The organism is Pseudomonas sp. B1-22 (assembly GCF_050474425.1).
In the GTDB taxonomy this organism is placed as follows: domain Bacteria; phylum Pseudomonadota; class Gammaproteobacteria; order Pseudomonadales; family Pseudomonadaceae; genus Pseudomonas.
On the sequence record NZ_JBCHVH010000005.1, the window covers coordinates 602,459 to 628,332 of the forward strand.

The window sequence follows — 25,874 nt, forward strand, 5'->3', positions numbered from 1 at the left end:
GCTCCTACAGGAAACTCCAGACGCATACACATCTGTACGCGTCTCATGGCAGTAGTGGTGCAAGGATGAGGGGCAGCATTGCAGGGCGCATAACCTGGAACAGGTTATGCGCCATGAAGTACGCGGCGGATAACGCCGGCGCGTTATGCGCCCTACGAAATGCTGAGCATCAGAGCCCCCCGCACGATCAGATCGCCGTCGCCCCGCCATCGACCGGCAATGCAATGCCGGTGGTGAAGCCTGCGTTGTCGCTGCACAGGTAGAGCACGGCGGAGGCGATCTCCTCGACACGGCCAACCCGGCCCACCGGGTGCATGGCGGCGGCGAACTCGGCCTTCTTCGGATCGGCCTCGTAGGCGCGGCGGAACATATCGGTGTCGATCACCGCCGGGCATACCGCATTGATGCGCACCTTCTTCTTCGCGTACTCGATGGCGGCGGACTTGGTCAGGCCGATCACCGCGTGCTTGGAGGCGGCGTAGATGCTCATCTTCGGCGCGGCGCCCAGGCCGGCCACCGAGGCGGTGTTGACGATGGCGCCGCCGCCCTGGGCGAGCATCACCGGAATCTGGTGCTTCATGCACAGCCAGACGCCCTTCACGTTGACGCCCATGATGGCGTCGAACTCGCTTTCCTCGCCCTCGGCCAGCCGGCCCTTCTCGATCTCGATGCCGGCGTTGTTGAAGGCGTAGTCCAGGCGCCCGTAGGCGGCCACGGTGCCCTCGACCAGTGCCTTGACCTCGGCATCTCGGGTCACGTCGCAGCGGATGAAGGTCGCCTCGCCGCCCGCCGCGCGGATCAGCTCGACGGTGGCCTCACCGCCCTTGGCGTCGACGTCGGAAACCACGACCTTCACGCCCTCCTGGGCGAATGCCTGGGCGGTGGCACGGCCAATGCCGTTGCCGGCGCCGGTGACCAGGGCGACCTGGCCGGAAAGCAGCTGACTCATGAGCGAACCTCGATGCGAAATGGGGAGAACCGTCGCAGTCTAGTCAGCCGCCCGCAGAGGCGAAGCACTATCAGGCGGGACGACGTCATTGCATCCATCGCGATGATGGTTGCTGCAAGCGAGGATCACTGTCGCCGATGGGTGGATATTCCCCCGGCGGACGAAACTTGCCGCCACCCGCCGCGCGGACTATCACCTAAGACTTTCCCCTGACCGAGTTCACTGCCATGACCGCCCAGATCAACCGCCAGTTCCAGCTCGCCCAGCGCCCGGTCGGCGCCGCCACCCGCGACACCTTCGCTTACGTGGAAACCCCAGTCGGCGAGCCCGGCCCAGGGCAGATCCTGGTGCAGAACCAGTACCTGTCGCTGGACCCGGCCATGCGCGGCTGGATGAACGACGCCAAGTCCTACATCGCCCCGGTGGCCATTGGCGATGTGATGCGCGCCCTGGGCGTGGGCAAGGTGATCGCCTCGCAGCACCCGGACTTCAAGGTCGGTGACGAGGTGAACGGTGCCCTCGGCGTACAGGACTACTTCCTTGGCGAGCCCAAGGGCTTCTACAAGGTGGACAGCCAGCGCGCGCCGCTGCCGCTGTACCTGTCGGCGCTGGGCATGACCGGCATGACCGCCTACTTCGGCTTCCTCGACGTCGGCCAGCCAAAGGCCGGCGACACCGTGGTGGTCTCCGGCGCCGCCGGCGCGGTGGGCAGCGTGGTCGGGCAGATCGCGAAAATCAAAGGCTGCCGCGTGGTGGGCATCGCTGGTGGAGCGGACAAGTGCCGCTACCTGGTGGACGAACTGGGCTTCGACGGCGCCATCGACTACAAGGCCGAGGATGTCAACGCTGGCCTCAAGCGCGAGTGCCCGAAAGGCGTGAACGTGTTCTTCGACAACGTCGGCGGCGACATCCTCGATGCCGTGCTGGCTCGCCTGGCACCCAAGGCGCGGGTGGTGATCTGCGGCGCGATCAGCCAGTACAACAACAAGGAGGCCGTGCGCGGCCCGGCCAACTACCTGTCGCTGCTGGTCAACCGCGCGCGCATGGAGGGCATGGTGGTGATGGACTACGCCAGCCGCTTCCCGGAAGGCTTCAAGGACATGGCCGGCTGGATCGCCGAGGGCAAGCTGAAGTCCAGGGAAGACATCGTCGAAGGGCTGGAAACCTTCCCCGAGACCTTGGCGAAGCTGTTCAGCGGGGAGAACTTCGGCAAGCTGGTGCTGAAGGTCTGACCAACGCTGCCATGGCGATATTCGTAGGAGCGGACTCCGTCCGCGATAGGTCCGCATCGCGCCGGAAACTATCGCGGACAGAGTCCGCTCCTACGATTCGCGGGCCCCTCCCCTACACAGAACACCCCTTTGCCTTCTGCACGCTTTCCCCCGCGTTAACTCGATGATTTCCGACAAGCTCTAACAGGCCTTTCCAGCTAGGATTTCCCTTGGTCGACTCCAAGGAAGATCCCCCCGAATGCCCCTCGCCCAATGGCTGCCCGGTCTGAACAGCCTGTTGCACTACCGCCGTGACTGGCTGACCCGCGATATCCAGGCCGGCCTTTCGGTCGCCGCGGTGCAGATCCCCACCGCCATCGCCTACGCGCAGATCATCGGCTTCCCCGCCCAGGTCGGGCTCTACGCCTGCATCCTGCCAATGCTGATCTACGCCCTGGTGGGCAGTTCGCGGCAGTTGATGGTCGGCCCGGACGCCGCCACCGCCGCCATGGTCGCCGCCGCCATCACCCCGCTGGCGGCCGGCGATCCGCAACGCCTGTTGCAGCTGTCGATGATCGTCGCGGTGATGGTCGGCGCGCTATCCATCGCCGCCGGTTTCGCTCGGGCCGGCTTCGTCGCCAGCTTCCTTTCGCGGCCCACCCTGGTGGGTTACCTCAACGGCATCGGCCTGAGCCTGATCGCCGGCCAGCTCGGCAAGCTGCTGGGTTACCACAGCGAGACCAGCGGCTTTCTCCGGGGCCTGATCGCGCTGCTGCGCAACCTGGAATCCACCCACCTGCCGACGCTGGCGCTGGGCAGTGCCACGCTGCTGCTGATGATCGTCCTGCCGCGCTTCTACCCGAAGATCCCCGGCGCCCTGGTCGGCGTGCTGTTCGCCACCCTGGCGGCGGCGCTGCTGGGGCTCGACCAGTACGGCATCAAGTTGCTCGGCGAGGTCCCCCAGGGCCTGCCCACGCTGAGCCTGCCGCACACCACCATCGAGGAAATGGGCAGCCTGTTCCGCGATGCCATGGGCATCACCATCATCAGTTTCTGCAGTGCCATGCTCACCGCACGCAGCTTCGCCGCCCGCCACGGCTACAGCGTCGACGCCAACCACGAGTTCATGGCGCTGGGCATGGCCAATATCGGCGCGGGGATTTCCCAGGGCTTCGTGATCAGCGGTGCCGACTCGCGCACCGCGGTGAACGACATGGTCGGCGGCAAGAGCCAGATGGTCGGGGTGGTCGCCGCCCTGGTGATCGGCCTGATCCTGCTGCTGTTCAGCAAGCCGCTGGGCTGGGTGCCGGTGCCGGCGCTGGGCGCGGTGCTGCTGATGGCGGGCTGGGGCCTGATCGACTTCAAGGCCCTGCGCGGTTTCTGGAACCTGAGCCGGTTCGAATTCGCCCTGTGCGTGCTGACCACGGTCGGCGTACTGAGCGTCGGCGTGCTGCCGGGCATCTTCGTCGCCATCATGCTCGCCCTGCTGCGCCTGCTCTACCTCACCTACCGCCCGCACGACGCGGTGATGGGCTGGGTGCACGGCATCGACGGCCAGGTGGAGCTGGAGCAGTACCCCAACGCACACACCCTGCCAGGCCTGGTGATCTATCGCTTCGATGCGCCGCTGCTGTTCTTCAATGCCGACTACTTCAAGCAGCGCCTCCTCGAAGTCGTCGCCCAGTCCACCCACCCGCGCGCGGTGCTGCTCAATGCAGAGGGCATTCTCAACCTGGACATCAGCGGCCTGACGACGCTGCGCGAAGTGCAGCAGACGCTCGACGCCCAGGGCGTGCACCTGTCCCTGGCGCGGGTCACCGGCGAAACCCTGGCGATGCTCAAGCGCTCCGGCGCCTTGGGCGAGGTGAAGCCGCCGCTGGTGTTCAGCTCGGTGCGCGCCGGGGTCAAGGCCTACCGGCGCTGGCACCAGCAGCGCAAACGCGAGCAGGCCGCCGAGCGGGCGGCGGCCGAGGCATCACAGCCGGAACTGCCCGACCAGGCCCTGTAGCTCGCGGCTGAGCTGCGCCAGCTCGACGCTGGAGGACGCGGTGGACTCCATGGCCTGAGCCGACTCGTCGGCGATGCCGCGGATGCTGGTGACGCTGCGGCTGATCTCCTCGGCCACCGCACTCTGCTGCTCGGAGGCGGCGGCGATCTGCTGGTTCATCTGGTGGATCACCGCCACGGCCGAGGCGATGGTGCCCAGCGCCGCCTCGGTCTGCACCGCATCGCCGACAGTCATTTCCACCAGCGCGTGGCTGCGCTGCATGCGCTGCACCGAGGTGGCGGCGTCGCTCTGCAGGGACGTGATCAGGCTTTCGATCTCGGACGTGGACTGCTGGGTACGCCGCGCCAGGGCGCGCACTTCATCGGCGACCACGGCGAAACCGCGCCCCTGCTCCCCTGCCCGCGCCGCCTCGATGGCGGCGTTGAGGGCCAGCAGGTTGGTCTGCTCGGCAACGCTCTTGATCACGTCCAGCACGCTGCCGATGCTCTGGCTCTCGCGGCCGAGCTGCTCGATGCTCTGGGTGGCGGTACGCACCGCCTCGGCCAACTGCTCGATGCGGCCGAGGGTCTGTCGCACCACTTCCTGCCCGCTGGCCACCTTGCCGTCGGCCTGTTCGGCGGAGCTGGCGGCCTCTTCGGCGTTACGCGCCACGTCGTGCACGGTGGCGGCCATCTGGTTCATCGCGGTGGCCACCTGGTCGGTCTCGGCCTTCTGCGTGTTCACCCCGAGCTGGGTGCGTTCGGTGACGCCGGACAGTGCCTGCGCCGACGCGGTGATCTGCCCGACGCCATCACGCAGGCGGCTGACGATGCCGCGCAGGCTGTCGGCCATGCTCGCCACGGCCAGCATCAGTTGCCCCACCTCGTCCTTGCGCCGCACCTCGATGCTGGCGCTCAGGTCGCCCTCGGCGATGCGGCTGGCCATGGCGATCACCTGGCGCAGCGGTCGCACGATCATCCAGGTGATCAGCAGCGCCGCCAGCGCCCCCACCAGCAGCGCCAGCGCCGCCGAACCGAGGATCAGCCCGGCGTTGGTACGCAGCCCGGCGAGCATGGCCGATTGCTGCGCGGCGTAGGCATCATCCACCCGCTGCATGACCTGCTCCGAGCGTTCGCGCATCTGCGCGTGTACCTGTTTTTCCTGCTGCAGGGCGGCGGTGTATTCGTCGAGCTTCTCGACGAAGGCATTGATATTGGTGACCACGTCCTTGAGCACCGAGACATAGGTCGGATCGGTGATGCTCGCCTGCAATTTGCTGGACAGCTCCAGCGCCTCGGCGGCGGACTTGATGCGTCCATCGGCGGGCTTCTCCTCGCCACCGGCTTCCAGGCGCGAGCGAGCTTCGTTGAGCCCCTGCAGCACCAGGCGGGACAGCTGGCTGACCTGCCCGGCCTGCTGCAACAGCTCCTCGCCTTTCTGCCCCTGGGACTCCTTGAGTTCGTAGGCGCCGTCGTCGGCGAGGCTCGATTGCAGGATGTCCAGGCTGTTGGATGCGCCGCTCACCGACCAGCTCGCGGCGTCCAGCGACAGGCGCCGGCTCTTGCTGGACTGCTCGAAGCGGTCGAAGGCGGCCAGGTAGTCGGCGATGCCCTGCTCCACCTGGGTCATGGTCGCCGCCTGTTCGGGCAGCGCCTTGAGCCGTGCCACTCGCTCGCCCAGTTGCGCGGCATGCTTGCGCAGGTCCTCCGCGGCCTTGGGGTCGCCATCGAGCACGAAGTCCTTTTCGCGCAGGCGCATCTCCAGTACCGAGCGGTTGATCGCCGACAGATCGTTGAGCAGTTCGAAGCGCTGCGAAATCGAACGCAGCGACGCGACGCCGATCGCCGCCACCAGCGCCGTCAACAACAGCACCAGGCCGAATCCGATGGCCAGTTTTTTCGCCGTTCCCATGTCGGCCAGACGTCGTTGCACGAACGCAACCATGGCATCCCCCCCCGCGTGCAGGCGATCCTTCGATGCGAAGGTCTCCTGTTCGTTGTCGTCATTTTTCCGAGGAACATTAGGAGCGCCGTCGGACGCTGGATAGAGTCCGGGGCGGTGATGGCACCGTGATGCTGCGGAGAGATACGTGCAGGTCGTATCCAGAACACTGACAGGAGATTTCAGACACAACCTGCAGACGACGCTGACAGCGTCGCACTGGGGCCCAGGGGCAAATTCCCACACCTCTGACTTGAAACGGGGTGTGCGAATGAGGGCCTGCTATCGACTCATCCTGCAGCGTCCGCTTGCCGGATTCGCCGCCGAGCTGCAGCTGCCGGAGCTGTACCGCGAACAGCAACGGATCGACCCCTTGCTGAAACAGCGGAGGATTCCACCGATCGCGCACTTCCTCTGCCCACTCGAGTGCGACGACGACAAGGGTGAGCGGCTCGACTGCTGGTTCGACGCCGACAGGGGCCGGCGCCTGGCGCAGGCGATCCTCGGGCTGGTCCAGGACACGGCGCTGGAATTCACCAACCGCCCCGCCCTGCTGCGCGAACTGTTCGCCCTGGGCGAACGGCTGGATGCGGCGAGGCTCAGCGGGAACCGCTGGCACCTCGGCCTGGCGCTGGAATTCGCCTGAGCGTTACTTGGGGCGAACCATGCTGAAGGTGTCGCGGGTGTAGCTGTACTGGGTCCCGCCCAGACGCCCCACCAGGTCCAGCTTCGCCGGATCGACATGGCGCTCGTCGCGCATCACCTCGTCGTCGACATGCGCCAGCAGGACACGGGCGAAGATCAGGTAGGCGCTGGGATTGTCCGCCGGATAGGGAATGATCTCGGCCAGTTGGCACTCGAAGGCCACTGGCGCTGCGGCCACGCGCGGCGCTTTCACGCGCTCGCTGGGCACCGTGGCAATGCCGGCGTGCTCGATCTCGCTGACACCGTGGGGCAGCCACGCGGCAGTGGCGTTCATCGCCTCGGCCTGGGCGGCGCTGACCAGATGGATGACCAGTTCGCCGGTTTCACGAACGTTGCGCAGGGTGTCCTTCACGCTGCCGTCGTCACGCACGCTGGTGTTGACCATCAGGGTCGGCGGCTCGTCGCTGATGACCTGGAAGAAACTGAACGGCGCGAGGTTGCTCTTGCCCTCGGCGGACAATGTGGAAACCCAGGCGATCGGACGCGGAGTGACGGTGGAAGCCAGCCAACGGTAGGCGTCGGCGGGCGCAAGGGTGGTGAAGTCGAGTTGCATGCAAGGTTCCCCTGACTGCCGGACGGATCGGTGTGTCCGTCCGCCCGGCGATTATGCCCGCGCCAGGGCCTCCAGGCACCCGAGACGGGGTTCTGTACGAAAGTTGTCGAGCGAAGGTCAGGCGAGGCAAAAATCGGTGAGGATGCGGAGTTAACATGCCGTTAATGAGCAGTCCGAACCGATTTTTAACGAAGCATCACCGATGCGCAGACACTTTCCGTACAGAACCTATCGTCCGGCGCGGGATTCCTTGATGTAGTAACGCGCCTTGCTGGCCTTGTCGAGGCAGCCACCGTAGGACTCGACCTGTTGCTCGGTCTTGGCGGCGGTGATCAGGGTGAACGCCTTGGAGTAACTCACGGTGCCGGCAAAGCCCTCGGCCTTGGCCAGGTCCAACTCCTTCCAGGCCGCGTTCAGTTCGGTGGCGCAGCTTTCGCGATTGACCGTGGTGCCCGAGCAGCCGACCAGCAGCAGGCTGGCGGCGAGTACAGCGTACAGAGCCTTCATGACGACCTCCTTGGTTGTGCAGGCGCCTTCCAGCTTAGACGGCCCCGGCCGCTCGCGCCGGACTACACTGCCTGTTCGTCCATTCCACGAGGAGCATGATCATGCTGTATCACGGAAGCTGCCACTGCGGCGGCATCGCCTTCGACGTCGAAGGCGAGATCGGCGAAGTCACCCAGTGCAACTGTTCGATCTGCAGCCGGCGGGGCTCGCTGCTGTGGTTCGTGCCGCGGGACAAGCTGCGCCTGACCACGCCGGAAAGCGCCATGAGCACCTATACCTTCAATACCCACCGCATCAAGCACCACTTCTGCCCCACCTGCGGCTGCGCGCCGCTGGCGTATGGGGCGATGCCCGACGGTACGCCGATTGCCGCTATCAATGTGCGGTGCCTGCCGGACGTGGATGTGAGTGGGCTGAAGGTTCGGGAATACGATGGCAAGAGTGTGTAGCGGGCAGGACATGAGGAGCGCCTTGCAGGCGCTTATCGCGGAGAAGCTCCGCTCCTACGAAAGCAGAGCCAGCTCGGACCCCTGCATTTGTTTTGCTTTTGAAGACTTCCAGAGAAATGTCCGCACGCGCCGGAGCGCCCCTTCAGGAGGCCGAGTGGAATCGGAGTTTCAGGGGTTGAGCGGCATGGATGCCGCGAGAGCGTCGTCGGGCCAAGGATGGCCCGTCGACGCGTGCCCCTGAAACTTCGATGGAGCGAGGGAACCCCGGCGAAGCCGGGGCCGGATGATGGGGCAAGACCTTTTGGTTCCTTTTGTGTCGTTTGACAAAAGGGACTCGCCCGAGGGGGCGAAACAAAATCTCTCAGCACACGCCGAAGCGGCGCAGAAACACCCAACCCCAATATCGGCGGATAACGCTTTAGGCGTTATTCACCCTACGGAAAGAAAGAGCATCGCGGACGGAGTCCGCTCCTACGGTTTACCGGTTAGCGCCGAGGCGGCTCTCGTAGAAGCGGATCTTATCCGCGATCACGGGCGCAAGCCCGTCGGCCCTCAGGCCGGAACATCAGCCACAAAAAAGCCACTCCGAAGAGTGGCTTTTTCACCTCAGCGATGACGGATCACTCCGGCATCTTGATCACCACACGGCCGCCGCCCGGGCAGGTTTCCATGTAGTAGTTCGCGTCGCGGTACTGGGCGAAGTCGAACACCCGGTCGATGCTCGGCTTGAGCAGCTGGTCGGCGGTCATCTGGTTGATCGCGGTCAGCGCCCGTTGCACGGCTTCGTCGTTGCGGGTCAGGCCGATCTCCGGTTGCCCGGTGAAGTCCAGCACACAGTGACGGTAGAACTGCAGGTGCTTCTTGAATGCCGCACAGGCCGGGAAGGCTGCGTCGTTGCCGCCGTTGATGCCGTAGAGAATCAGCTTGCCGCGCTGTGCAGCCACATCACCCAGCAGCTTCATCTGCGGGCCGGCGCACTGGTCGAGGACGATCTCCACGCCTTCACCCTTGGTGAAGCGCTCGACTTCCAGCACCAGGTCCTGTTCCTCGGTATAGATGATCTTGTCCGCACCCAGTGCCTTGAGGAACGCACGGCTGTCCTCGTGGCTGGTGGTGGCGATCACCTGGGCGCCGAGCGCCTTGGCCAGCTGCACGGCTTGCGGAGCCAGGCAGTGGCCGGCCTCGGTGATCAGCACGCGCTGGCCGGGCTTGATCTGCGCCAGTTCCACCAGCGCGAAGTAGGAATACAGCAGGCCGGTGTAGTGCACGGCGGCTTCGACCGGGGTCAGCACCTCGGGATAGCGCGTCAGCGACGTGCGCGGCAGGACGACGTGGTCGCCCCAGGCCGGGTACTGGTTCGGCGAGTTGGCCGGGAAGCTGGCCACCGGGGTGCCGGGTTCGAGGTCATCGACCCCTTCGCCCACGGCTTCGACGATGCCGGAGAGTTCATAACCGATGCCCGCCGGCAGCTTGGCCTGATCCGGGGCGAGGTTCTGCCGCCAGAGCACGTCGCGCCAACTGACGCCCAGTGCCTGGGTACGGACCAGCACTTCACCCGGCCCCGGTTGCGGGGTCGGCATTTCCTCGATCTTCAGGACCGAGGCGTCACCGAACTGGTGGAAACGGATCATGCGGGACATCACATACCTCGCCTTTTAATATCTCTATAGCCACGGACTCTATCCGGGCTTTGGGGGCGATACCACCGTTCACCGTTGATAATGGACATAAACAGCGATGATTCGGCACCGGTGCCAACGCAGGCCCGGCGCGGCCCAGAGGCTCTGCGACGGGTGTTTGCCTGGACACGCCGGGCATTGTTGCGGCTCGATCGGGAGTACCGGAGCGGTGTACGATTCTCGGTAAAAAAGAGGAAATTGATCAAGGACTTATCTGTCAGACTTGACGCAGGTCGCGTCGGGCTTCACTTTTCCCCCATCGTCAGGGAGTTCCCATGAACCGCAACGACCTCCGCAAGGTTGACCTCAACCTGTTGATCGTTTTCGAGACGCTGATGCATGAGCGCAGCGTGACTCGCGCCGCCGAGAAGCTGTTCCTCGGCCAGCCGGCGATCAGCGCGGCCCTGGCGCGCCTGCGCAGTCTGTTCGACGATCCGCTGTTCGTCCGCACCGGGCGCAGCATGGAACCCACCGCGCGGGCGCAGGAAATCTTCGGCCACCTCTCGCCGGCGCTGGACTCCATCTCCACCGCCCTGAGCCGCGCCGCCGACTTCGATCCGGCCACCAGCAAGGCGGTGTTCCGTATCGGCCTGTCCGATGACGTGGAGTTCGGCCTGCTGCCGCCGCTGCTGCGCCGCCTGCGCTCCGAGGCGCCGGGCATCACCCTGGTGGTACGCCGCGCCAACTACCTGCTGATGCCGCAACTGCTGGCCTCCGGGGAAATCTCCGTAGGCGTGAGCTACACCGACGAGCTGCCGGCCAACGCCAAGCGCAAGACCCTGCGCCGCAGCACCTGGAGGGTGCTGCGTGCAGACTCGATCCCCGGCGTCCTGACCCTCGACGATTATTGCGCGCGCCCGCATGCGCTGGTGTCCTATGCCGGCGACCTGGACGGCTTCGTCGACCAGACCCTCGCCGAGATGGACCGCAAGCGCCAGGTGGTGCTGGCGGTGCCGCAGTTCGTCGGCCTCGCCCAGTTGCTGGCCGGCACCGACATCCTCGCCACGGTGCCCGAGTACGTTGCGGCGGCGCTGACCGCCAGCGGCGGCCTGCGCGCAGACGAGCCGCCCTTCCCCACCCGCCTGGCCGACCTGTCGATGGTCTGGCGCGGCGCCCAGGACAACGACCCGGCCGAACGCTGGCTGCGCTCGCGCATCACCATGTTCGTGGGTGATCCGGACAGTCTCTGACCGGCAACTTCAGATTCGACCTGTAGGAGCGCGCCATGCGCGCGATCGCGGGCATGGCCCGCTCCTACAACGGAAGCCACGATCCCTCCGGGCAAATCCCGTGCCCACTTCTTCTATCTATTCGTGCGCATAGTGCAAAGGCATTTATCACTCCACGTGATAATCAAAATTCGCTCGTTCGATTAGTTCCCGGGCGCCCCCGAACGCAGACTCCGCTCCATCAGAAGTCCCAAAACCAATTAGAACGGTGGAGTCTTTTCCATGGAGCGAAATCTCAAAACCTTGCGTATTCCGTTGGCGCTCGCCGCTGCGCTGGTACTCAGCGCCTGCGGCAAAGGCCAGGATGCGGCGCAGAACATGCCCGCACCCAAGGTCAGCGTGGCGGAAGTCATCGAGCAACCGATCAACGAATGGGACGAATTCACCGGCCGCCTGGAGGCTCCGGAGTCCGTCGAGCTGCGTCCGCGCGTCTCCGGCTACATCGACCGCGTGGCCTTCCGCGAAGGCACGCTGGTGAAGAAAGGCGACCTGCTGTTCCAGATCGACCCGCGCCCCTTCGAGGCCGAGGTGCATCGCCTGGAAGCCCAGCTGCAACAGGCCCGCGCCAACCAGACCCGCACCGTCAACGAAGCCGCCCGTGGCGAGCGCCTGCGCGCCACCAACGCCATCTCCGCCGAGTTGGCCGACGCCCGCAGCGCCGCCGCCACCGAGGCGAAAGCCGTGGTCGCGGCGACCCAGGCGGAACTGGACAACGCCCGCCTGAACCTGTCGTTCACCCAGATCACCGCGCCCATCGACGGCCGCGTTTCCCGCGCCGAAGTGACCGCCGGCAACCTGGTGAACAGCGGCCAGACCCTGCTCACCACCCTGGTCTCCACCGACAAGGTCTACGCCTACTTCGACGCCGACGAGCGCGTCTACCTGAAATACGTCGACCTGGCCCGCAAGGGCGGCCCCGACGCCCGTGGCAGCAGCCCGGTGTACCTGGGCCTGACCGGCGAGGACGGCTTCCCCCATGAAGGCAAGCTGGACTTCCTGGACAACCAGGTGAACCCCAAGACCGGCACCATCCGTGGCCGCGCCGTGTTCGACAACGACGGCAATCAGTTCACCCCCGGTCTGTATGCCCGCATCAAGCTGGTCGGCAGCGGCACCTACCCCGCCGCGCTGATCAAGGACGAGGCGGTCGGTACTGACCTGGGCAAGAAGTTCGTGCTGGTGATGGACAAGGACAGCAAGGTGCAATACCGCAGTATCGAGCTCGGTCCGAAGCTGGAAGGCCTGCGCATCGTCCGCAATGGCCTGGCCAAGGGTGACCGCATCGTGGTCAACGGCCTGCAGCGGGTCCGCCCCGGCGCCCAGGTCGATGCGCAGAGCGTCGAGATGGCCAGCCAGACCACCCTCGCCACCCTTGCCCACCAGCGCCAGGCCCTGGCCCAGAGCGAAGCGCCGAAGGTCGCCGAGAAATCCTCCGCGAAGGCGAGCGCACCGCGCGGCTGATCGCAACCCGCAATCCATGAACTGATGTACCAGGCCCTGTCCCACCAGGGCCTTGGGTGACCTTTGTCCCGGGTTTGGCGAACGATGCGTTCGCGACAGGAACCAGCCATGAACTTTTCGCAATTCTTCATCCAGCGGCCGATCTTCGCCGCCGTGCTTTCGCTGATCATCCTGATCGGCGGGGCCATCTCGCTGTTCCAGCTGCCGATCAGCGAATACCCCGAAGTGGTGCCGCCCACCGTGGTGGTGCGCGCCAACTTCCCCGGCGCCAACCCCAAGGTGATCGGCGAGACCGTGGCCGCGCCGCTGGAGCAGGCCATCACCGGCGTCGAGAACATGCTCTACATGTCCTCGCAGTCCACCGCCGACGGCAAGATGACCCTGACCATCACCTTCGCCCTGGGCACCGACCTGGACAACGCGCAGGTGCAGGTGCAGAACCGCGTGACCCGCACCGAGCCCAAGCTGCCGGAGGAAGTCACCCGCATCGGCATCACCGTCGACAAGGCCTCGCCCGACCTGACCATGGTCGTGCACCTGACCTCGCCGGATAACCGCTACGACATGCTCTACCTGTCCAACTACGCCATCCTCAACATCAAGGACGAGCTGGCGCGCCTGGACGGTGTGGGCGACGTGCAACTGTTCGGCATGGGCGACTACTCCCTGCGCGTGTGGCTCGATCCGAACAAGATCGCCTCGCGCAACCTGACCGCCAGTGACGTGGTTACGGCCATTCGCGAGCAGAACCGCCAGGTCGCCGCCGGCTCCCTCGGCGCGCCGCCCGCGCCGAATGCCACCAGCTTCCAGCTGTCGATCAATACCCAGGGTCGCCTGGTCAGCGAGGAAGAGTTCGAGAACATCATCATCCGCAGCGGCCCGGACGGCGAGATCACCCGCCTGAAGGACATCGCCCGCGTCGAGCTCGGCTCCAGCCAGTACGCCCTGCGCTCGCTGCTGGACAACCAGCCGGCAGTCGCCATCCCGATCTTCCAGCGTCCCGGCTCCAACGCCATCGCCATCTCCAACGAGGTGCGCGAGAAGATGGCCGAGCTGAAGAAGAACTTCCCCCAGGGCGTGGACTACTCCATCGTCTATGACCCGACCATCTTCGTCCGCGGCTCCATCGAAGCGGTGGTGCACACCCTGTTCGAAGCCCTGATCCTGGTGGTGCTGGTGGTCGTGCTGTTCCTGCAGACCTGGCGCGCCTCGATCATTCCGCTGGCCGCCGTGCCGGTGTCGCTGATCGGCACCTTCGCGGTGATGCACTTCTTCGGTTTCTCGCTCAACGCGCTGTCGCTGTTCGGCCTGGTGCTGGCCATCGGCATCGTGGTGGACGACGCCATCGTGGTGGTGGAGAACGTCGAGCGGAACATCGGGCTGGGGCTCACGCCCATCGAGGCCACCAAGCGCGCCATGCGCGAGGTGACCGGGCCGATCATCGCCACCGCCCTGGTGCTGTGCGCCGTGTTCGTGCCGACCGCCTTCATCTCCGGCCTCACCGGGCAGTTCTACCGGCAGTTCGCGCTGACCATCGCCATTTCCACGGTGATCTCCGCGTTCAACTCGCTGACCCTGTCCCCCGCATTGGCCGCCGTGCTGCTCAAGGGGCACCACGAACCGAAGGACCGCTTCTCGGTGCTGCTCGACACCCTGCTGGGTAGCTGGCTGTTCCGTCCGTTCAACCGCTTCTTCGACCGCGCCAGCCACGGCTACGTCGGCACCGTCACCCGCGTGCTACGTGGCAGCTCCATTGCGCTGATCCTCTACGCGGGGCTGATCGGCCTGACCTACCTGGGCTTCTCCAGCACCCCGAGCGGCTTCGTGCCGCAACAGGACAAGCAGTACCTGGTGGCCTTCGCCCAGTTGCCCGACGCGGCCACGCTGGACCGCACCGAGGCGGTGATCAAGCGCATGTCCGACATCGCCAACAAGCACCCGGGAATCGAGCACACCGTGTCTTTCCCGGGCCTGTCGATCAACGGCTTCACCAACAGCCCCAACAGCGGCATCGTCTTCACCCCGCTGAAGGACTTCGACCAGCGCAAGGGTCCGGGCATGTCCGCCAATGAGATCGCCGCCGAGCTGAACAAACAGTTCGCGGATATCCAGGACGCCTACATCGCCATCTTCCCGCCGCCGCCGGTACAGGGGCTGGGCACCATCGGCGGCTTCCGCCTGCAGGTGGAGGACCGTGGCAACCTGGGTTACGAGGAGCTCTACAACCAGACCCAGAACATCCTCAACAAGGCCCGCGCGCTGCCGGAACTGAACCCGATGTCGGTGTTCACCAGCTATCAGGTGAACGTGCCGCAGGTGGATGCCGCCATCGACCGCGAGAAGGCCAAGACCCACGGGGTGGCGATCAGCGACATCTTCGACACCCTGCAGGTCTACCTGGGCTCGCTGTACACCAACGACTTCAACCGCTTCGGCCGCACCTACCAGGTCAACGTCCAGGCTGACCAGAAATTCCGCCTGGAGCCCGAGCAGATCGGCCAGCTGAAGGTGCGCAACAACCAGGGCGAGATGGTCCCGCTCGCCACCTTCATCAAGATCAGCGACACCGCCGGTCCCGACCGGGTGATGCACTACAACGGCTTCATCACCGCCGAGATCAACGGCGCCGCCGCTCCGGGCTACAGCTCCGGCCAGGCGGAGGCGGCGATCGAGAAGCTGCTGAAGCAGGAACTGCCCAATGGCATGACCTACGAGTGGACCGACCTGACCTACCAGCAGATCCTCGCCGGCAACACCGCGGTGTTCGTCTTCCCGCTCTGCGTGCTCCTCGCCTTCCTGGTGCTGGCCGCGCTGTACGAGAGCTGGGGCCTGCCGCTGGCGGTGATCCTGATCGTGCCGATGACCCTGCTGTCGGCCATCACCGGGGTGATCCTGTCCGGTGGCGACAACAACATCTTCACCCAGATCGGCCTGATCGTACTGGTGGGCCTGGCGTGCAAGAACGCGATCCTGATCGTCGAGTTCGCCAAGGACAAACAGGATGAAGGCATGGACCGCCTGAGCGCGGTACTGGAAGCCTGCCGCCTGCGTCTGCGGCCGATCCTGATGACCTCCATCGCCTTCATCATGGGCGTGGTGCCGCTGGTGCTGTCGTCCGGCGCCGGCGCCGAAATGCGCCATGCCATGGGTGTCGCGGTGTTCTCCGGGATGCTCGGCGTGACCTTCTTCGGCCTGCTGCTGACCCCGGTCTTCTATGTGCTGATCCGCCGCTTCATGGAAGCCCGCGAAGCGAAGAAACAACAGCGTCTGAGCCACCCGGCCAATAGCGAGGGCCACACTGCATGAACGTGAAACTCTTTGCCCCCGCCCTGCTCGCGCTGGCCCTCAGCGCCTGCATGGTCGGCCCCGACTACCAGAAGCCGGACACCGCGCCGGCTCGACTGGACAGCAACGCCCAGGTGAAGGACTACGACCGCACGCGTTACGAAGACGCCTGGTGGAAACAGTTCGACGACCCGGTGCTGAGCCAGCTGGTCGACCAGGCGCTGAAGGAAAACCGCGAGCTGCGCGTGGCCTATGCCCGCGTGCTGGCCTCGCGGGCAATCCGTGACGACGTGGCCAACGACCGTTTCCCCACCGTCACCAGCAGCGCCTCGGCGCAGATCGGCAAGGGCCAGATTCCCGGGCAGACCGATGACCGGGTCAACCAGGAACGTTACGACCTGGGCCTGGACATGATCTGGGAAGTCGACCTGTTCGGCCGCGTGCGCCGCGAGCTGGAATCCACTGATGCCTTGAGCGAGGCGACCGTGGCCGACCTGCAGCAATTGCAGGTCAGCCTGATCGCCGAGCTGGCCGACGCCTACGGCCAGCTTCGTGGTGCTCAGCTGCGCGAAGGCATCGCCCGAAGCAACCTGGAGAACCAGCGCGAATCCCGCGACTTGACCATCCAGTTGCGCGACGCGGGCGTTGGCAACGAGCTGGACGTGCAGCGCGCCGAAGCGCGCCTGGCCGCCACCGAAGCCAGCGTGCCGCAGTTGCAGGCCGAAGAAGTCAGGCAGAAGAACCGCATCGCCACCCTCCTCGGCCAGCGCCCGGACGCGCTGACCGTGGACCTGTCGCCCAAGCAGCTGCCGGCCATCGCCAAGGCCCTGCCGATTGGCGATCCGGGTGAGTTGCTGCGCCGTCGGCCAGACGTTGCCGCCGCCGAGCGCCGACTGGCCTCCGCCACCGCGGACGTGGGCGTGGCCACCGCCGACCTGTTCCCGAAAGTCAGCCTTGGCGGCTTCCTCGGTTTCACCGCCGGCCGTGGTTCGCAGATCGGCTCGTCCGCCGCCAATGCCTGGAGCGTCGCGCCGAGCATCACCTGGGCAGCCTTCGACCTGGGCAGCGTGCGCGCCCGCCTGCGCGCCTCCAAGGCCGACGCCGACGGCGCGCTGGCAACCTATGAGCAGCAGGTCCTGCTGGCACTGGAGGAGTCGTCCAATGCCTTCAGCGACTACGGCAAGCGCCAGCAGCGCCTGGTATCGCTGGTGCGCCAGTCCGAGGCCAGCCGCAATGCGGCGCAGCAGGCCGGCCAGCAGTACCGCGAAGGCACCGTGGACTTTCTCAACCTGCTGGACGCCGAGCGCGAGCAGCTGGCCGCCGAAGATGCCCAGGCGCTGGCGGAAGTGGATGTCTATCGCGGCATCGTCGCCATCTACAAGGCGCTGGGTGGCGGCTGGCAGCCCTCGGCCTGATCGTTCCTCTCCTGGTCGAGTCGACCTCGACCCTTCCTGCCCTGCGGTCTGCGCTCCTGACCGTGGGGCTTTTTTATGGGCGCTCCGCGCCGCTCCCACAAACAGAACATGATGGGGTTCTGGAATCTGTCAGATGCTGATGTGCTGATCAGTATTTTCCGATAGCAATAGGAAATGCACCGAGCTGCCCTTAGCCGCAGACTATTGGAAATGGAAACAGGGACAGGCCCCATGAGCCACGAACGAAGAGGCGGCAGAGGAAGCTCGTCCTCCCACTCAGACGCCGAGCTGCGCAAGGTGCTTGTCGGCGTACGCCGTGGCGCAGCGATCCATCCCGGCCTGAGTGACCTGCTCATCCACCTGGGCTATCTGGAACGACGCACCTGCGGCCTGCACCTGACGCTGAAGGCTTACCGGCTGGTCCGCCGGGAGGCAAAGCCAGCCTGATCGACATTACGGCTTGGGCAATCGATTCCAGGCCGCTATCATCCGCCCGCCCGGCTCTCATGGATCATGCAAATTCGAGTGTCCGCTGGCCTAGACTTCATTTATCGGAATACTGCGACAAGGACACGCCATGGACTCTATCCTCGTCACCATCGCCATCATCGTCTTTGGCATGTTCATGCTGGGGATCGGCTTCACCATCCGCGAACGGGGCGTTGGCGTCCTGCTGATGTGGATCGGCGTGCTGAGCATGCTGTCGGTCATCACCTACCGGATCTATCTCGCTACCTCGGTGTAGCCTGGGACTGCTCCGCTCCGCGGTCTGTGGACCTGGCTCCGGTTCCCTACCGTAGGAGCGGACTCCGTCCGCGATGCTTTTTGTAGGCGGATAACGCCTCTGGCGTTGTGGTGTTTGGGTGTATATGCGCCGCATCGGCGTGTGCTGAGAGATTTTGTTTCGCCCCCTCGGGCGACCTACTTTGCCAAACGACGCAAAGTAGGCAAAAGTCTCGTCCCGACATCCGGCCCCGGCTTCGCCGGGGTCCCCTCGCTCCAGTATCGCTCCGAGGGTCGGCTCGTAAGGGCCATCCATGGCCCTTCAAGCCTCTCGCGGCATCCATGCCGCTCGCCCCTCTGCGCAATACCTCCACTCGGCCTCCTGACGGGACTCTGCGCGCGCCTGGGACTTTGGCTGCTTCATGCTGGATTGCTTTTCGTAGGAGCGAGCTTGCTCGCGAACAGAATTACCCGGCCGCATCGGCGTTAAGCGGTTCGCGAGCAAGCTCGCTCCTACAAAAGGCGGATAACGCTGCGCGTTATTCGCCCTACAGGTGTTCACCCTGCAACGTGGGTGCAGTGGTGGGCCTTCGCGGACAAGGGCTAGGCGCCCCCGTCTCTCCTACGGGAGCACGCGCACCGCTCTGGCTCTGGATTTAACGATTTCCAGAGAGATATCCGCACGCGCCGGAGCGCCCCTTCAGGAGGCCGAGTGGAATCGGAGTTTCAGGGGTTGAGCGGCATGGATGCCGCGAGAGCCGCGATGGGCCAGGGATGGCCCTTCGCGGCGGGCCCCTGAAACTTCGATGGAGCGAGGGAAGTCCCGCGAAGCGGGACCCGGATGATGGGGCAAAGACCTTTGGTTACTTTCTGTCGTTTGAGAAAGTAACTCGCCCGAGGGGGCGAAACAAAATCTCTCAGTACACGCCGATGCGGCGCATACACACCCAAACGAGAAAGCATCGCGGACGGAGTCCGCTCCTACGTAGGCGCGATACGCAGGTATTCCCCTGTTGAAACGAATGCATCCGCGATGGATTTCGCGGATAGGGGCTAGGCGCCCCCATCCCTCCTACGAAAGCGGTGCTCCCTGTAGGAGCGGGCCATGCCCGCGAATGGCGCCCAACGGGCGCCCCGGGAAATACCCGATCGCTTACTTGCCCATCGCCCGCGCATACCCCTTGGGCGAGAAGCGCAATGTCACCCCCAGCATCGCCACCACCGACACCGCCAACAGAATCCAGGAAGCCTGGAAACTGCCGGTGCTGTCACGCAGCCAGCCGGTCACATAGGGAATGATCCCGGTGACGATGAAGCCGATGCCCTGCACGAAGGCCGCCAGGCGCCCCGCCGCGCCGGGATCGGACAGATGATCCAGGGTCAGCGTCAGGCTCAGGGCGAAGCACGAACCCAGCCCGTAGCCGATCAGCGCCACCCAGATGCCAGAGAGATGCAGGGGCGATGCGATCAGCCCGGCGAAGCCGGCGAGCTGGACCAGCAGGCACAGGCTCAGCCAGCCGCGACGATCCAGCGAACCGCGGCTCAGCATCGGGATGGTCAGCGCCGCGATCACCTGGAAGATGGTCATCAGGCCGATCAGCCCACCGCTGGCCTGGGCGCTCCAGCCCAGCTGGCGGTAGTAAACCGGCAGCCAGGCCACCATGCTGGTGTAGCCGCCATTGATGACCCCGAAGTACAGCGCCAGCAGCCAGGCGCGGCGGCTGCCGAAATAGTGCTGCACCGCCTGCCGGGGCGGCGTGGCCACCGGCGTTTCGCGCGGGCGCGCGACTGCCCACAGCAGCAGCCCGACGATCGCCAGCAGCAGCCAGGCGCCGAGGCCGTCCTGCCAGCGATGGAAGTGCTCCGACACCATCGGCGCCAGCACCGCGGCGCTGCCGCCGCCTGCCATCAGCGAGGCCGAATACAGCCCCATGGCCGACGGCACCTTGTGCGGGAACCAGCGCTTGATCACCCCCGGCACGAACGCCTGGATGATCGCCACTCCGGTGCCGGCCAGCACGGCGCTGGCGATCAGGGCGAAGCCGCTGTCCAGCAGCAGGCGCCAGAAACAGGCAGCGCCTATGGCCAGCAGGCCGGCGACCACGCCACGGCTTTCGCCCAGGCGCGGGCCGACCCAGGGCAAGGCCAGGGCAAACAGCCCCATGCACAGTACCGGCAACACGGTGAGCATCGAGGCGCCCTGGAAGCCCAGGCCGGTGGCGTCGCGGATATCGGTGAGCAAGGGGCCGATGGAGGTGAGGATCGGCCGCAGGTTGATGCCCAGGGCGACGATCACCAGCAGACCGATCCAGCTGGCGCGGGCCGCTTCGCCCGCGGGTACCGCAATACTCCGGCTCATTTGCCGTGCGCCTGCCAGCGCGCGTAGAGCCCCTCTTCGCCGACCGGGCGCAAGGGCCGCAGCGGCAGCGCCTGCTGCTGGGGCGGCAGGGTCATCTGCTGGTAGACCCTGGCGGTGGACAGCCCGAACGGCTCGCCCTCGTCGTTGGAATAGGCGAAGTACGCCGCCTCGACGCCACACAGGTGCATGGCCGCCAGGCACATCGGGCACGGATGGCCGCTGGCGTAGATCACGCAGCCTTCCAGGCGCGGTGTGCCGAGCGCGGCGGAAGCCTGGCGGATGGTCAGCAGTTCGGCGTGGGCGGTCGGATCGCAGTCCAGGTGGATGGAGTTGGCGGCGCGGGCGATTACCTGGCCGTCCTTGACCAGCACGGCGCCGAACGGGCGGCCACCGGCCTCGATATTGTCGCGGGCCAGTTGCAGGGCCTCGCGCATGAAGTTTTCGTGTTGCATGGCAGTTCTCTTCAAGAATTCGGCATGGGCTCAATGCGCGCCGGCGGCTTCCAGCATCCTGGCGATGGTGGTCTGGTTGCGCTGGCGGGCGTGTTGCAGCGGCGTGATGCCGTCGTTGTCGGCCAGGTTCAGGTTCGCCCCGGCGCTTATCAGTCGTTGCACGATGGCCTGGTGACGCGGGCCGCCATCGCTGAGCAGGATGGCTTCGAGCAGCCCGGTCCAGCCGAGCTTGTTCACGTGGTCCGGATCGACGCCCGCCTTGAGCAGCGTCTCCACCACTTCCACATGGCCGCGCTCGCAGGCCGGGATCAGCGCGGTGCCGCCGTAGCGGTTGGTGCTGCGCAGGTTGGCGCCGTTGGCCAGGGTCAGCTTGAGGATTTCCAGGCGCCCGGAGGCCCCGGCCAGCAGGTAGGCACTGTCGTGGATACGGTTCTGCCGGTTGACGTCGGCACCGGCGGCGATCAGCAGGCGTGCCACGCCGATGTGGTCGTGGGCGGTGGCCAGCAGCAGCGCGGTGTTGCCCTGGCTGTCGGTAGCGTCCACCGGCACTCCGCGCTTGAGCAGCTCAGCCACGTCGGCTTCACGCCCGGCGCTGGCGGCGCCCAGCAGGGCCTCTGCGGCCGCGCGGCTGTGCACGTCTTCGGTCTGGATGGTCGGCGTGTCCATTGGCGCTCCTCTGTCGGCTGTCGTGCCCAGAGGCTGTCGGGATGACGACACCCGCTCGCGTCGCCAGACGAAATGCGGCCCGTGGCAGGCGCGGCGAAGCGGAAACAGCCTCCAAAAGAATGCCGCTAGTATGACGAAGGGACATTCTATGTTGAAATTAAATAGAAACATGCCTTTCAGTGGAAAACAAAATGCTAGACCCCAACCTCCTGCGCAGCTTCGTGATGGTGGTGGATGCCGGCAACTTCACCCGCGCCGCCGAGCTGCTGCACCTGACCCAATCCACCGTCAGCCAGCAGATCCTGCGGCTGGAGCAGAGCCTGGACTGTCGCCTGCTGGATCGCAGCCAGCGCCAGGTGCTGCCCACCGAACAGGGTGAACGCCTGCTCGGCTACGCCCGGCGCATCCTCCAGCTCGGCGGTGAGGCCCGCGAGGCGCTGAGCAGCGAGCACAGCGAAGGCGTGCTGCGCCTGGGGATGCCCGAGGACTTTGCCGGCGAACGCATGATGCCGCTGCTGGCGGCCTTCAGCGTGGAGCGTCCGCGCCTGCGCCTGGAAGTCTCCAGTGGCCTCAGCCAGGAACTGCTGCGCCAGTACCGCAGCGGCGAGCTGGATCTGGCGCTGGTCAAGCAATGGGGCGCCGACAGCGACTGCCTGGCGCACTGGCCGGAGCCGCTGGCCTGGCTGGACAGCGCCGACAACCCGGCCGCCGCCCGCGATCCGCTGCCGCTGGTGGTGTTCCCGCTCGGCGCGCTGTACCGCCAGGAGATGATCCACTCGCTGGAAGCCAGCGGGCGGCGCTGGCGCATCAGTTACAGCAGCGGCAGCCTGGCCAGCCTGTCGGCGGCGGTGGCGGCGGGAATGGGGGTCAGCCTGCTGCCGTTGCGCGGCCGTCACGCCGGGCATCGGCTGCTGGACGCCGCCCAGGGCTTCGCCCCGATCGACGGGCTGGAGCTGGCGCTCTACGCCCGGCCCGAGCTGGGCAGCGCCGGACGCACCCTGTACGAACAGCTGCGCAGCGTGTGCGCGCAGCTCGCCGAGGTCACGCCGTCGCGCTGAGGTGATCGATGAACTGTTCGGCGGGCACCGGCTTGCCGAACAGGAAACCCTGCAGCGAATCGCACCCCAGGCGGGTGAGGAAGTCCTGCTGGCGCGGCGTTTCCACCCCTTCGGCGACGATCCGCAGCTCCAGCGCCTGGCCCAGGGCGACGATGGCCGAGACGATCGCCGCATCGTCGCTGTCCTGCTCCAGGTCACGGACGAAGCCGCCGTCGATCTTCAGCTCGTTGGCCGGCAGGCGCTTCAAGTACAGCAGGCTGGAATAGCCGGTACCGAAGTCGTCGATGGACAGGTCCACGCCCATCTCCGCCAGGCGTCCGAGGATCGCCAGGCTCGCATCGGCGTCGCGCATGGCCGTGGTCTCGGTGATTTCCAGGGTCAGGCAGTTGGCCGGCAACTGGTAGCGGTTCAGGGCGCCGGCCACCGAGTCCACCAGGCCGGCATGGCAGAACTGCAGCGCCGAGAGGTTCACCGCCACGCGCCAGTCGCGGTAGCCCTGCGCATACCACAGGCTCATCTGCCGGCAGGCCTCGCCCAGCACCCACTCGCCGATGGCGATGATCAGCCCGGTGCGCTCGGCCAGGGTGATGAAGGTATCGGGCATCAGCAGGCCGCGCTGCGGGTGCTTCCAGCGCAACAGCGCCTCGGCGCCGACCGGCTCGCCGCTGGCGGCGAACTTGGGCTGGTAATGCAGGACGAACTCACGCCGCGCCAGGGCCGCCCGCAGGTCGTGGAGCAGTTGCAGGTGGTTGCGGGCGTTGGTGTTCATCGACTGCTCGAAGAAGCTGTAGCCGTTCTTGCCGTTGTCCTTGGCGTGGTACATCGCGGCGTCGGCATTGCGCAGCAGTTCCTGCTGGCTGGCACCATCGCCGGGATACAGCGCGATGCCGAGGCTGGCGGCAATGCGCAGCTCCTGCCCGGACACCAGGAACGGCTGCGCCAGCAGGCTGACCTGCTGGCTGGCGACGGTCATGGCATCGTCCGGGTCGTTGAGCGCGACCAGCAGGACAAACTCGTCGCCGCCGATGCGTGCCACCGTATCTTCGCTGCGCAGGCTGTCGCGCAGGCGGCTGGCGACGTCCTTGAGCAGCAGGTCGCCGACATGATGGCCGAAGGCATCGTTGACCGGCTTGAAGCCGTCCAGATCGAGGAACATCAGCGCGAAATGCCCGCCGTTGCGCTGCACCTTGCTGATCATCTGCTCGATGCGGTCCTCCAGCAACACACGGTTGGGCAGGCGCGTCAGGTTGTCGTGCAGGGCCAACTGGGTGAGCTCCTGGTTGGCCCGTGCCAGCGATGAGCTCAGCAGCGCGGTACGCGACTCCAGGCGCGCGTCGAGCACCGAGGTCAGCAGGGCGATGCCGATGATGGCCAGGGTGACGACGATGATCAGCACCGCCATCCATTCATTGCCCAGTCCGCTGGGCGCGGCGCCGCAGAAGCTGCCCTCGGGGAAGCGCGCCGCGGCCATGCCGGTGTAGTGCATGCCGACGATCGCCACGCCCATCACCAGCGCCGCGCCGGCCCGCGCCAGGCGCACATAGGGCGTGTTGCGGCGCAGGCGGAAGGCGATGTACAGCGCAGCCCCCGAGGCCAGTACGGCGATCAGCAGGGACAAGCCGAACAGTAGCGGGTCGTAGTCGATGCCCGGCTGCATCAGCATCGCGGACATCCCCACGTAGTGCATGCAACTGATTCCGCTGCCCATCGCCAGCGCACCGATCACCAACTGCCACGCGGGCAGGCGCTCCTGGCTGACCAGCGCCAGGGCAAATCCTGAACTGATCACCGCGATGGCCAGCGACAGCAGCGTGAGCTTCAGGTCATAGTCCAGGGCGATGGGCAGGCTGAAGGCGAGCATGCCGATGAAGTGCATCGACCAGATGCCAATGCCCATCGCCATGCCTCCGCCAGCGACCCACAGGGTCGCCGACCAATCCTTGGCAGTGGCGATCCGGCCGGCGAGGTCTAGGGCCGTGTAGGACGCCAGGATTGCGACACACAGCGATATCAGGACCAGGGAGGGATCGTAACTACCAGTCAGCATGGGTGCTCTCGAGGCGCGCGGAAGAGAAGCGCGCAAAAGGCCCGGATTTTAGCGAAATCCCTGGTGGCAAAACACTGGCAGAGATGTCAGTTCGTCGCCATCTGCGCCAGGCCGTTGCGATGCAGGCACCCCTGCGCCATCCAGGGACAGGCCCGCGCCCAGAGGAAGCGCTGCTCCTGGCGTCCATCGGCGTCGTAGTAAGCCAGTTGCAGCTGCTCCGGGGTGAACGCCAGGCGAGCGAATCCCGGCTGCGCGACGGCGAACGGCACGTCATCGGTCGGCGGCGCGGGCTTGAAGCCGTCGATGGTCTGCCCGCCGCCGCCGGAAATCAGCCAGGCCGGCTCGCCAGGGTGCACCACCACCTGCTGGTTGTGCTCATGACCGGACAGATAGATGTCCACGCCGCTGCGCTGCATCGCCGGCAACAACTGCGCCAGCAGCTCCTGATCTTCACCGTGCTTGCCTCCGCCGCTACGGATCGCATGGTGCGCCACGACCATTTTCCACAAGGGCGCAGGGCCGTCCTTCGCAAAGGCCGCTTGCAGGAAGTCGGCCTGGCGCTGGCGGCCGGCGGCGTTCTGGGACGTATCGAGGAACACTACGCGCAGCAGCGGGCGCCCTTCGGTCTCGCCGAAGTCCCGCACATAGAACGGATCGGGCATCTGGAAGCGACCGGAGCCTGCCCCCTTGCGCCCGTAGTCCAGTTCCACGGCGGCGGAGCTGGGGTAGTCATGATTGCCCAGCACCGCATAGAACGGCACGTGGCTCAGCCAGTCACCGCGATAGACGCGCTCGAACTTCAGTTGCCAGGCGGCATCGCCGGTCCCCTTGAGCGGCTTGCCGTAGAAGTTGTCGCCCAGCAGCAGGACCATGTTCAGCCCACCCTCGCTTTCCGCGACCCGCTCCATCCCGCGCGCCACGCGCCATTGCTGGAGATCGCCGCTGCCCTGGTCGCCCAGCGCCAGCAAGGTGACCTGCGAGGCCGGCTGGCCGGACAGCGGGGTATAGGGCGGCGGCGGAACCATCATCAGGTAGGCCACCATGCACCCCGCCACCACGAGCGACGCGGCGAGGGTGAGCAGCAGGTTGCGCAGAAGATGTCGACGTGGCGCGGGAGAAACAGTGGGACTCAGCGGGCGGGCAGGCATGGCGGTCCCCTGGGACATACCGGTTGGAGGTCGCCGCAGTGGAGCATGCA

General features: G+C 66.0%; 21 protein-coding genes and 1 pseudogene. 11 read left to right on the plus strand and 11 right to left on the minus strand.

The window, feature by feature from the left end; genetic code table 11:
* Nucleotides 1-187: 187 nt before the first annotated feature.
* On the minus strand, nucleotides 188-949 hold the full coding sequence (locus ACQ5BL_RS21635) for an SDR family oxidoreductase (RefSeq protein WP_207887114.1): 762 nt from the start codon (nucleotides 947-949) through the stop codon (nucleotides 188-190).
* A gap of 227 nt (nucleotides 950-1,176) precedes the next feature.
* Here ACQ5BL_RS21635 and ACQ5BL_RS21640 point away from each other — a divergent pair, with 227 nt between their 5' ends.
* Together ACQ5BL_RS21640 and ACQ5BL_RS21645 are read left to right on the plus strand one after the other, a co-directional pair.
* On the plus strand, nucleotides 1,177-2,181 hold the full coding sequence (locus tag ACQ5BL_RS21640) for an NADP-dependent oxidoreductase (RefSeq protein WP_243807041.1): 1,005 nt from the start codon (nucleotides 1,177-1,179) through the stop codon (nucleotides 2,179-2,181).
* 238 nt (nucleotides 2,182-2,419) lie between these two features.
* Complete coding sequence (locus tag ACQ5BL_RS21645) at nucleotides 2,420-4,168, plus strand: SulP family inorganic anion transporter (RefSeq protein ID WP_243807042.1); 1,749 nt, start codon at nucleotides 2,420-2,422, stop codon at nucleotides 4,166-4,168.
* Here ACQ5BL_RS21645 and ACQ5BL_RS21650 read toward each other — a convergent pair.
* Both ACQ5BL_RS21650 and ACQ5BL_RS21655 read right to left on the minus strand, forming a co-directional pair.
* The gene (locus ACQ5BL_RS21650) at nucleotides 4,136-5,017 is read right to left on the minus strand and encodes a methyl-accepting chemotaxis protein (RefSeq protein ID WP_430293268.1); all 882 of its coding nucleotides are present in this window, start codon (nucleotides 5,015-5,017) and stop codon (nucleotides 4,136-4,138) included. The two genes, ACQ5BL_RS21645 and ACQ5BL_RS21650, sit on opposite strands and share 33 nt — an antisense overlap.
* Nucleotides 4,994-6,091 (minus strand): annotated as a pseudogene (locus ACQ5BL_RS21655) (HAMP domain-containing protein); the annotation flags it as partial. The pseudogene ACQ5BL_RS21655 and the gene ACQ5BL_RS21650, both read right to left, overlap by 24 nt.
* A gap of 268 nt (nucleotides 6,092-6,359) precedes the next feature.
* Between ACQ5BL_RS21655 and ACQ5BL_RS21660 the strand changes: the two are divergent.
* Complete coding sequence (locus ACQ5BL_RS21660; protein WP_243807044.1) at nucleotides 6,360-6,734, plus strand: hypothetical protein; 375 nt, start codon at nucleotides 6,360-6,362, stop codon at nucleotides 6,732-6,734.
* Between the two features lie 3 nt (nucleotides 6,735-6,737).
* Here the strand turns inward: ACQ5BL_RS21660 and ACQ5BL_RS21665 are convergent, their stop codons facing one another.
* On the minus strand, nucleotides 6,738-7,346 hold the full coding sequence (locus ACQ5BL_RS21665; protein ID WP_243807045.1) for a flavin reductase family protein: 609 nt from the start codon (nucleotides 7,344-7,346) through the stop codon (nucleotides 6,738-6,740).
* A 228-nt stretch (nucleotides 7,347-7,574) separates the two neighbouring features.
* A complete protein-coding gene (locus tag ACQ5BL_RS21670) occupies nucleotides 7,575-7,853 on the minus strand; it encodes a hypothetical protein (protein WP_207887108.1) in 279 nt (92 codons plus the stop codon).
* A 101-nt stretch (nucleotides 7,854-7,954) separates the two neighbouring features.
* On the opposite strand from ACQ5BL_RS21670, the gene ACQ5BL_RS21675 reads away from it, so the two are divergent.
* Nucleotides 7,955-8,302 (plus strand): GFA family protein, encoded by a 348-nt coding sequence (locus tag ACQ5BL_RS21675; protein ID WP_243807046.1) that lies wholly within the window; start codon nucleotides 7,955-7,957, stop codon nucleotides 8,300-8,302.
* A gap of 620 nt (nucleotides 8,303-8,922) precedes the next feature.
* Here the strand turns inward: ACQ5BL_RS21675 and ACQ5BL_RS21680 are convergent.
* Entirely contained in the window at nucleotides 8,923-9,942 is a 1,020-nt protein-coding gene (locus tag ACQ5BL_RS21680; RefSeq protein ID WP_243807047.1) for a zinc-dependent alcohol dehydrogenase family protein, read from the minus strand.
* Nucleotides 9,943-10,256: 314 nt separating this feature from the next.
* Here ACQ5BL_RS21680 and ACQ5BL_RS21685 point away from each other — a divergent pair, with 314 nt between their 5' ends.
* From ACQ5BL_RS21685 to ACQ5BL_RS21710, 6 genes are all read left to right on the plus strand, one after another.
* Nucleotides 10,257-11,171: a LysR family transcriptional regulator gene (locus ACQ5BL_RS21685; protein WP_243434774.1), complete on the plus strand. Its 915-nt coding sequence runs from the start codon at nucleotides 10,257-10,259 to the stop codon at nucleotides 11,169-11,171.
* Nucleotides 11,172-11,432: 261 nt separating this feature from the next.
* Complete coding sequence (mexE, locus tag ACQ5BL_RS21690; protein ID WP_243807048.1) at nucleotides 11,433-12,671, plus strand: multidrug efflux RND transporter periplasmic adaptor subunit MexE; 1,239 nt, start codon at nucleotides 11,433-11,435, stop codon at nucleotides 12,669-12,671.
* Between the two features lie 108 nt (nucleotides 12,672-12,779).
* Nucleotides 12,780-15,977 carry an efflux RND transporter permease subunit gene (locus tag ACQ5BL_RS21695; RefSeq protein ID WP_243807049.1) on the plus strand — a complete coding sequence of 1,066 codons (3,198 nt, stop codon included), beginning with the start codon at nucleotides 12,780-12,782 and terminating at the stop codon, nucleotides 15,975-15,977.
* Nucleotides 15,974-17,371 carry an efflux transporter outer membrane subunit gene (locus ACQ5BL_RS21700; RefSeq protein ID WP_207887103.1) on the plus strand — a complete coding sequence of 466 codons (1,398 nt, stop codon included), beginning with the start codon at nucleotides 15,974-15,976 and terminating at the stop codon, nucleotides 17,369-17,371. The genes ACQ5BL_RS21695 and ACQ5BL_RS21700 overlap by 4 nt, the downstream gene beginning before the upstream one ends.
* Nucleotides 17,372-17,602: 231 nt before the next feature.
* Nucleotides 17,603-17,818, plus strand: coding sequence for a hypothetical protein (locus tag ACQ5BL_RS21705; RefSeq protein WP_243807050.1), 216 nt, complete (start codon nucleotides 17,603-17,605; stop codon nucleotides 17,816-17,818).
* Nucleotides 17,819-17,948: 130 nt separating this feature from the next.
* The gene (locus tag ACQ5BL_RS21710) at nucleotides 17,949-18,116 is read left to right on the plus strand and encodes a hypothetical protein (RefSeq protein ID WP_178119515.1); all 168 of its coding nucleotides are present in this window, start codon (nucleotides 17,949-17,951) and stop codon (nucleotides 18,114-18,116) included.
* Nucleotides 18,117-19,247: 1,131 nt separating this feature from the next.
* Here ACQ5BL_RS21710 and ACQ5BL_RS21715 read toward each other — a convergent pair.
* Genes ACQ5BL_RS21715 through ACQ5BL_RS21725 form a run of 3 tightly spaced genes read right to left on the minus strand, consistent with a single transcriptional unit; the run spans nucleotide 19,248 to nucleotide 21,571 of the window.
* Nucleotides 19,248-20,453, minus strand: a complete 1,206-nt coding sequence (locus tag ACQ5BL_RS21715; protein WP_243809362.1) for a CynX/NimT family MFS transporter — start codon at nucleotides 20,451-20,453, stop codon at nucleotides 19,248-19,250.
* The gene (locus ACQ5BL_RS21720; protein ID WP_243809361.1) at nucleotides 20,450-20,905 is read right to left on the minus strand and encodes a nucleoside deaminase; all 456 of its coding nucleotides are present in this window, start codon (nucleotides 20,903-20,905) and stop codon (nucleotides 20,450-20,452) included. Before ACQ5BL_RS21720 ends, ACQ5BL_RS21715 begins: the two co-directional genes overlap by 4 nt.
* 30 nt (nucleotides 20,906-20,935) lie before the next feature.
* Nucleotides 20,936-21,571 carry an ankyrin repeat domain-containing protein gene (locus ACQ5BL_RS21725; protein WP_243809359.1) on the minus strand — a complete coding sequence of 212 codons (636 nt, stop codon included), beginning with the start codon at nucleotides 21,569-21,571 and terminating at the stop codon, nucleotides 20,936-20,938.
* Nucleotides 21,572-21,762: 191 nt separating this feature from the next.
* Here ACQ5BL_RS21725 and ACQ5BL_RS21730 point away from each other — a divergent pair, with 191 nt between their 5' ends.
* A complete protein-coding gene (locus tag ACQ5BL_RS21730; protein ID WP_243809356.1) occupies nucleotides 21,763-22,629 on the plus strand; it encodes a LysR family transcriptional regulator in 867 nt (288 codons plus the stop codon).
* Here the strand turns inward: ACQ5BL_RS21730 and ACQ5BL_RS21735 are convergent.
* Together ACQ5BL_RS21735 and ACQ5BL_RS21740 are read right to left on the minus strand one after the other, a co-directional pair.
* Nucleotides 22,613-24,676, minus strand: a complete 2,064-nt coding sequence (locus ACQ5BL_RS21735; protein WP_430293236.1) for a putative bifunctional diguanylate cyclase/phosphodiesterase — start codon at nucleotides 24,674-24,676, stop codon at nucleotides 22,613-22,615. The genes ACQ5BL_RS21730 and ACQ5BL_RS21735 overlap by 17 nt on opposite strands.
* A gap of 86 nt (nucleotides 24,677-24,762) precedes the next feature.
* Nucleotides 24,763-25,824: a metallophosphoesterase gene (locus ACQ5BL_RS21740; RefSeq protein WP_243809353.1), complete on the minus strand. Its 1,062-nt coding sequence runs from the start codon at nucleotides 25,822-25,824 to the stop codon at nucleotides 24,763-24,765.
* Nucleotides 25,825-25,874: the final 50 nt, after the last annotated feature.

Coding starts and splice junctions, on each gene's coding strand:
- ACQ5BL_RS21635 (WP_207887114.1), bottom strand. CDS start 949: ATGAGTCAGCTGCTTTCCGGCCAGGTCGCCCTGGTCACCGGCGCCGGC.
- ACQ5BL_RS21640 (WP_243807041.1), top strand. CDS start 1,177: ATGACCGCCCAGATCAACCGCCAGTTCCAGCTCGCCCAGCGCCCGGTC.
- ACQ5BL_RS21645 (WP_243807042.1), top strand. CDS start 2,420: ATGCCCCTCGCCCAATGGCTGCCCGGTCTGAACAGCCTGTTGCACTAC.
- ACQ5BL_RS21650 (WP_430293268.1), bottom strand. CDS start 5,017: ATGCTGGCCGTGGCGAGCATGGCCGACAGCCTGCGCGGCATCGTCAGC.
- ACQ5BL_RS21660 (WP_243807044.1), top strand. CDS start 6,360: ATGAGGGCCTGCTATCGACTCATCCTGCAGCGTCCGCTTGCCGGATTC.
- ACQ5BL_RS21665 (WP_243807045.1), bottom strand. CDS start 7,346: ATGCAACTCGACTTCACCACCCTTGCGCCCGCCGACGCCTACCGTTGG.
- ACQ5BL_RS21670 (WP_207887108.1), bottom strand. CDS start 7,853: ATGAAGGCTCTGTACGCTGTACTCGCCGCCAGCCTGCTGCTGGTCGGC.
- ACQ5BL_RS21675 (WP_243807046.1), top strand. CDS start 7,955: ATGCTGTATCACGGAAGCTGCCACTGCGGCGGCATCGCCTTCGACGTC.
- ACQ5BL_RS21680 (WP_243807047.1), bottom strand. CDS start 9,942: ATGTCCCGCATGATCCGTTTCCACCAGTTCGGTGACGCCTCGGTCCTG.
- ACQ5BL_RS21685 (WP_243434774.1), top strand. CDS start 10,257: ATGAACCGCAACGACCTCCGCAAGGTTGACCTCAACCTGTTGATCGTT.
- mexE (WP_243807048.1), top strand. CDS start 11,433: ATGGAGCGAAATCTCAAAACCTTGCGTATTCCGTTGGCGCTCGCCGCT.
- ACQ5BL_RS21695 (WP_243807049.1), top strand. CDS start 12,780: ATGAACTTTTCGCAATTCTTCATCCAGCGGCCGATCTTCGCCGCCGTG.
- ACQ5BL_RS21700 (WP_207887103.1), top strand. CDS start 15,974: ATGAACGTGAAACTCTTTGCCCCCGCCCTGCTCGCGCTGGCCCTCAGC.
- ACQ5BL_RS21705 (WP_243807050.1), top strand. CDS start 17,603: ATGAGCCACGAACGAAGAGGCGGCAGAGGAAGCTCGTCCTCCCACTCA.
- ACQ5BL_RS21710 (WP_178119515.1), top strand. CDS start 17,949: ATGGACTCTATCCTCGTCACCATCGCCATCATCGTCTTTGGCATGTTC.
- ACQ5BL_RS21715 (WP_243809362.1), bottom strand. CDS start 20,453: ATGAGCCGGAGTATTGCGGTACCCGCGGGCGAAGCGGCCCGCGCCAGC.
- ACQ5BL_RS21720 (WP_243809361.1), bottom strand. CDS start 20,905: ATGCAACACGAAAACTTCATGCGCGAGGCCCTGCAACTGGCCCGCGAC.
- ACQ5BL_RS21725 (WP_243809359.1), bottom strand. CDS start 21,571: ATGGACACGCCGACCATCCAGACCGAAGACGTGCACAGCCGCGCGGCC.
- ACQ5BL_RS21730 (WP_243809356.1), top strand. CDS start 21,763: ATGCTAGACCCCAACCTCCTGCGCAGCTTCGTGATGGTGGTGGATGCC.
- ACQ5BL_RS21735 (WP_430293236.1), bottom strand. CDS start 24,676: ATGCTGACTGGTAGTTACGATCCCTCCCTGGTCCTGATATCGCTGTGT.
- ACQ5BL_RS21740 (WP_243809353.1), bottom strand. CDS start 25,824: ATGCCTGCCCGCCCGCTGAGTCCCACTGTTTCTCCCGCGCCACGTCGA.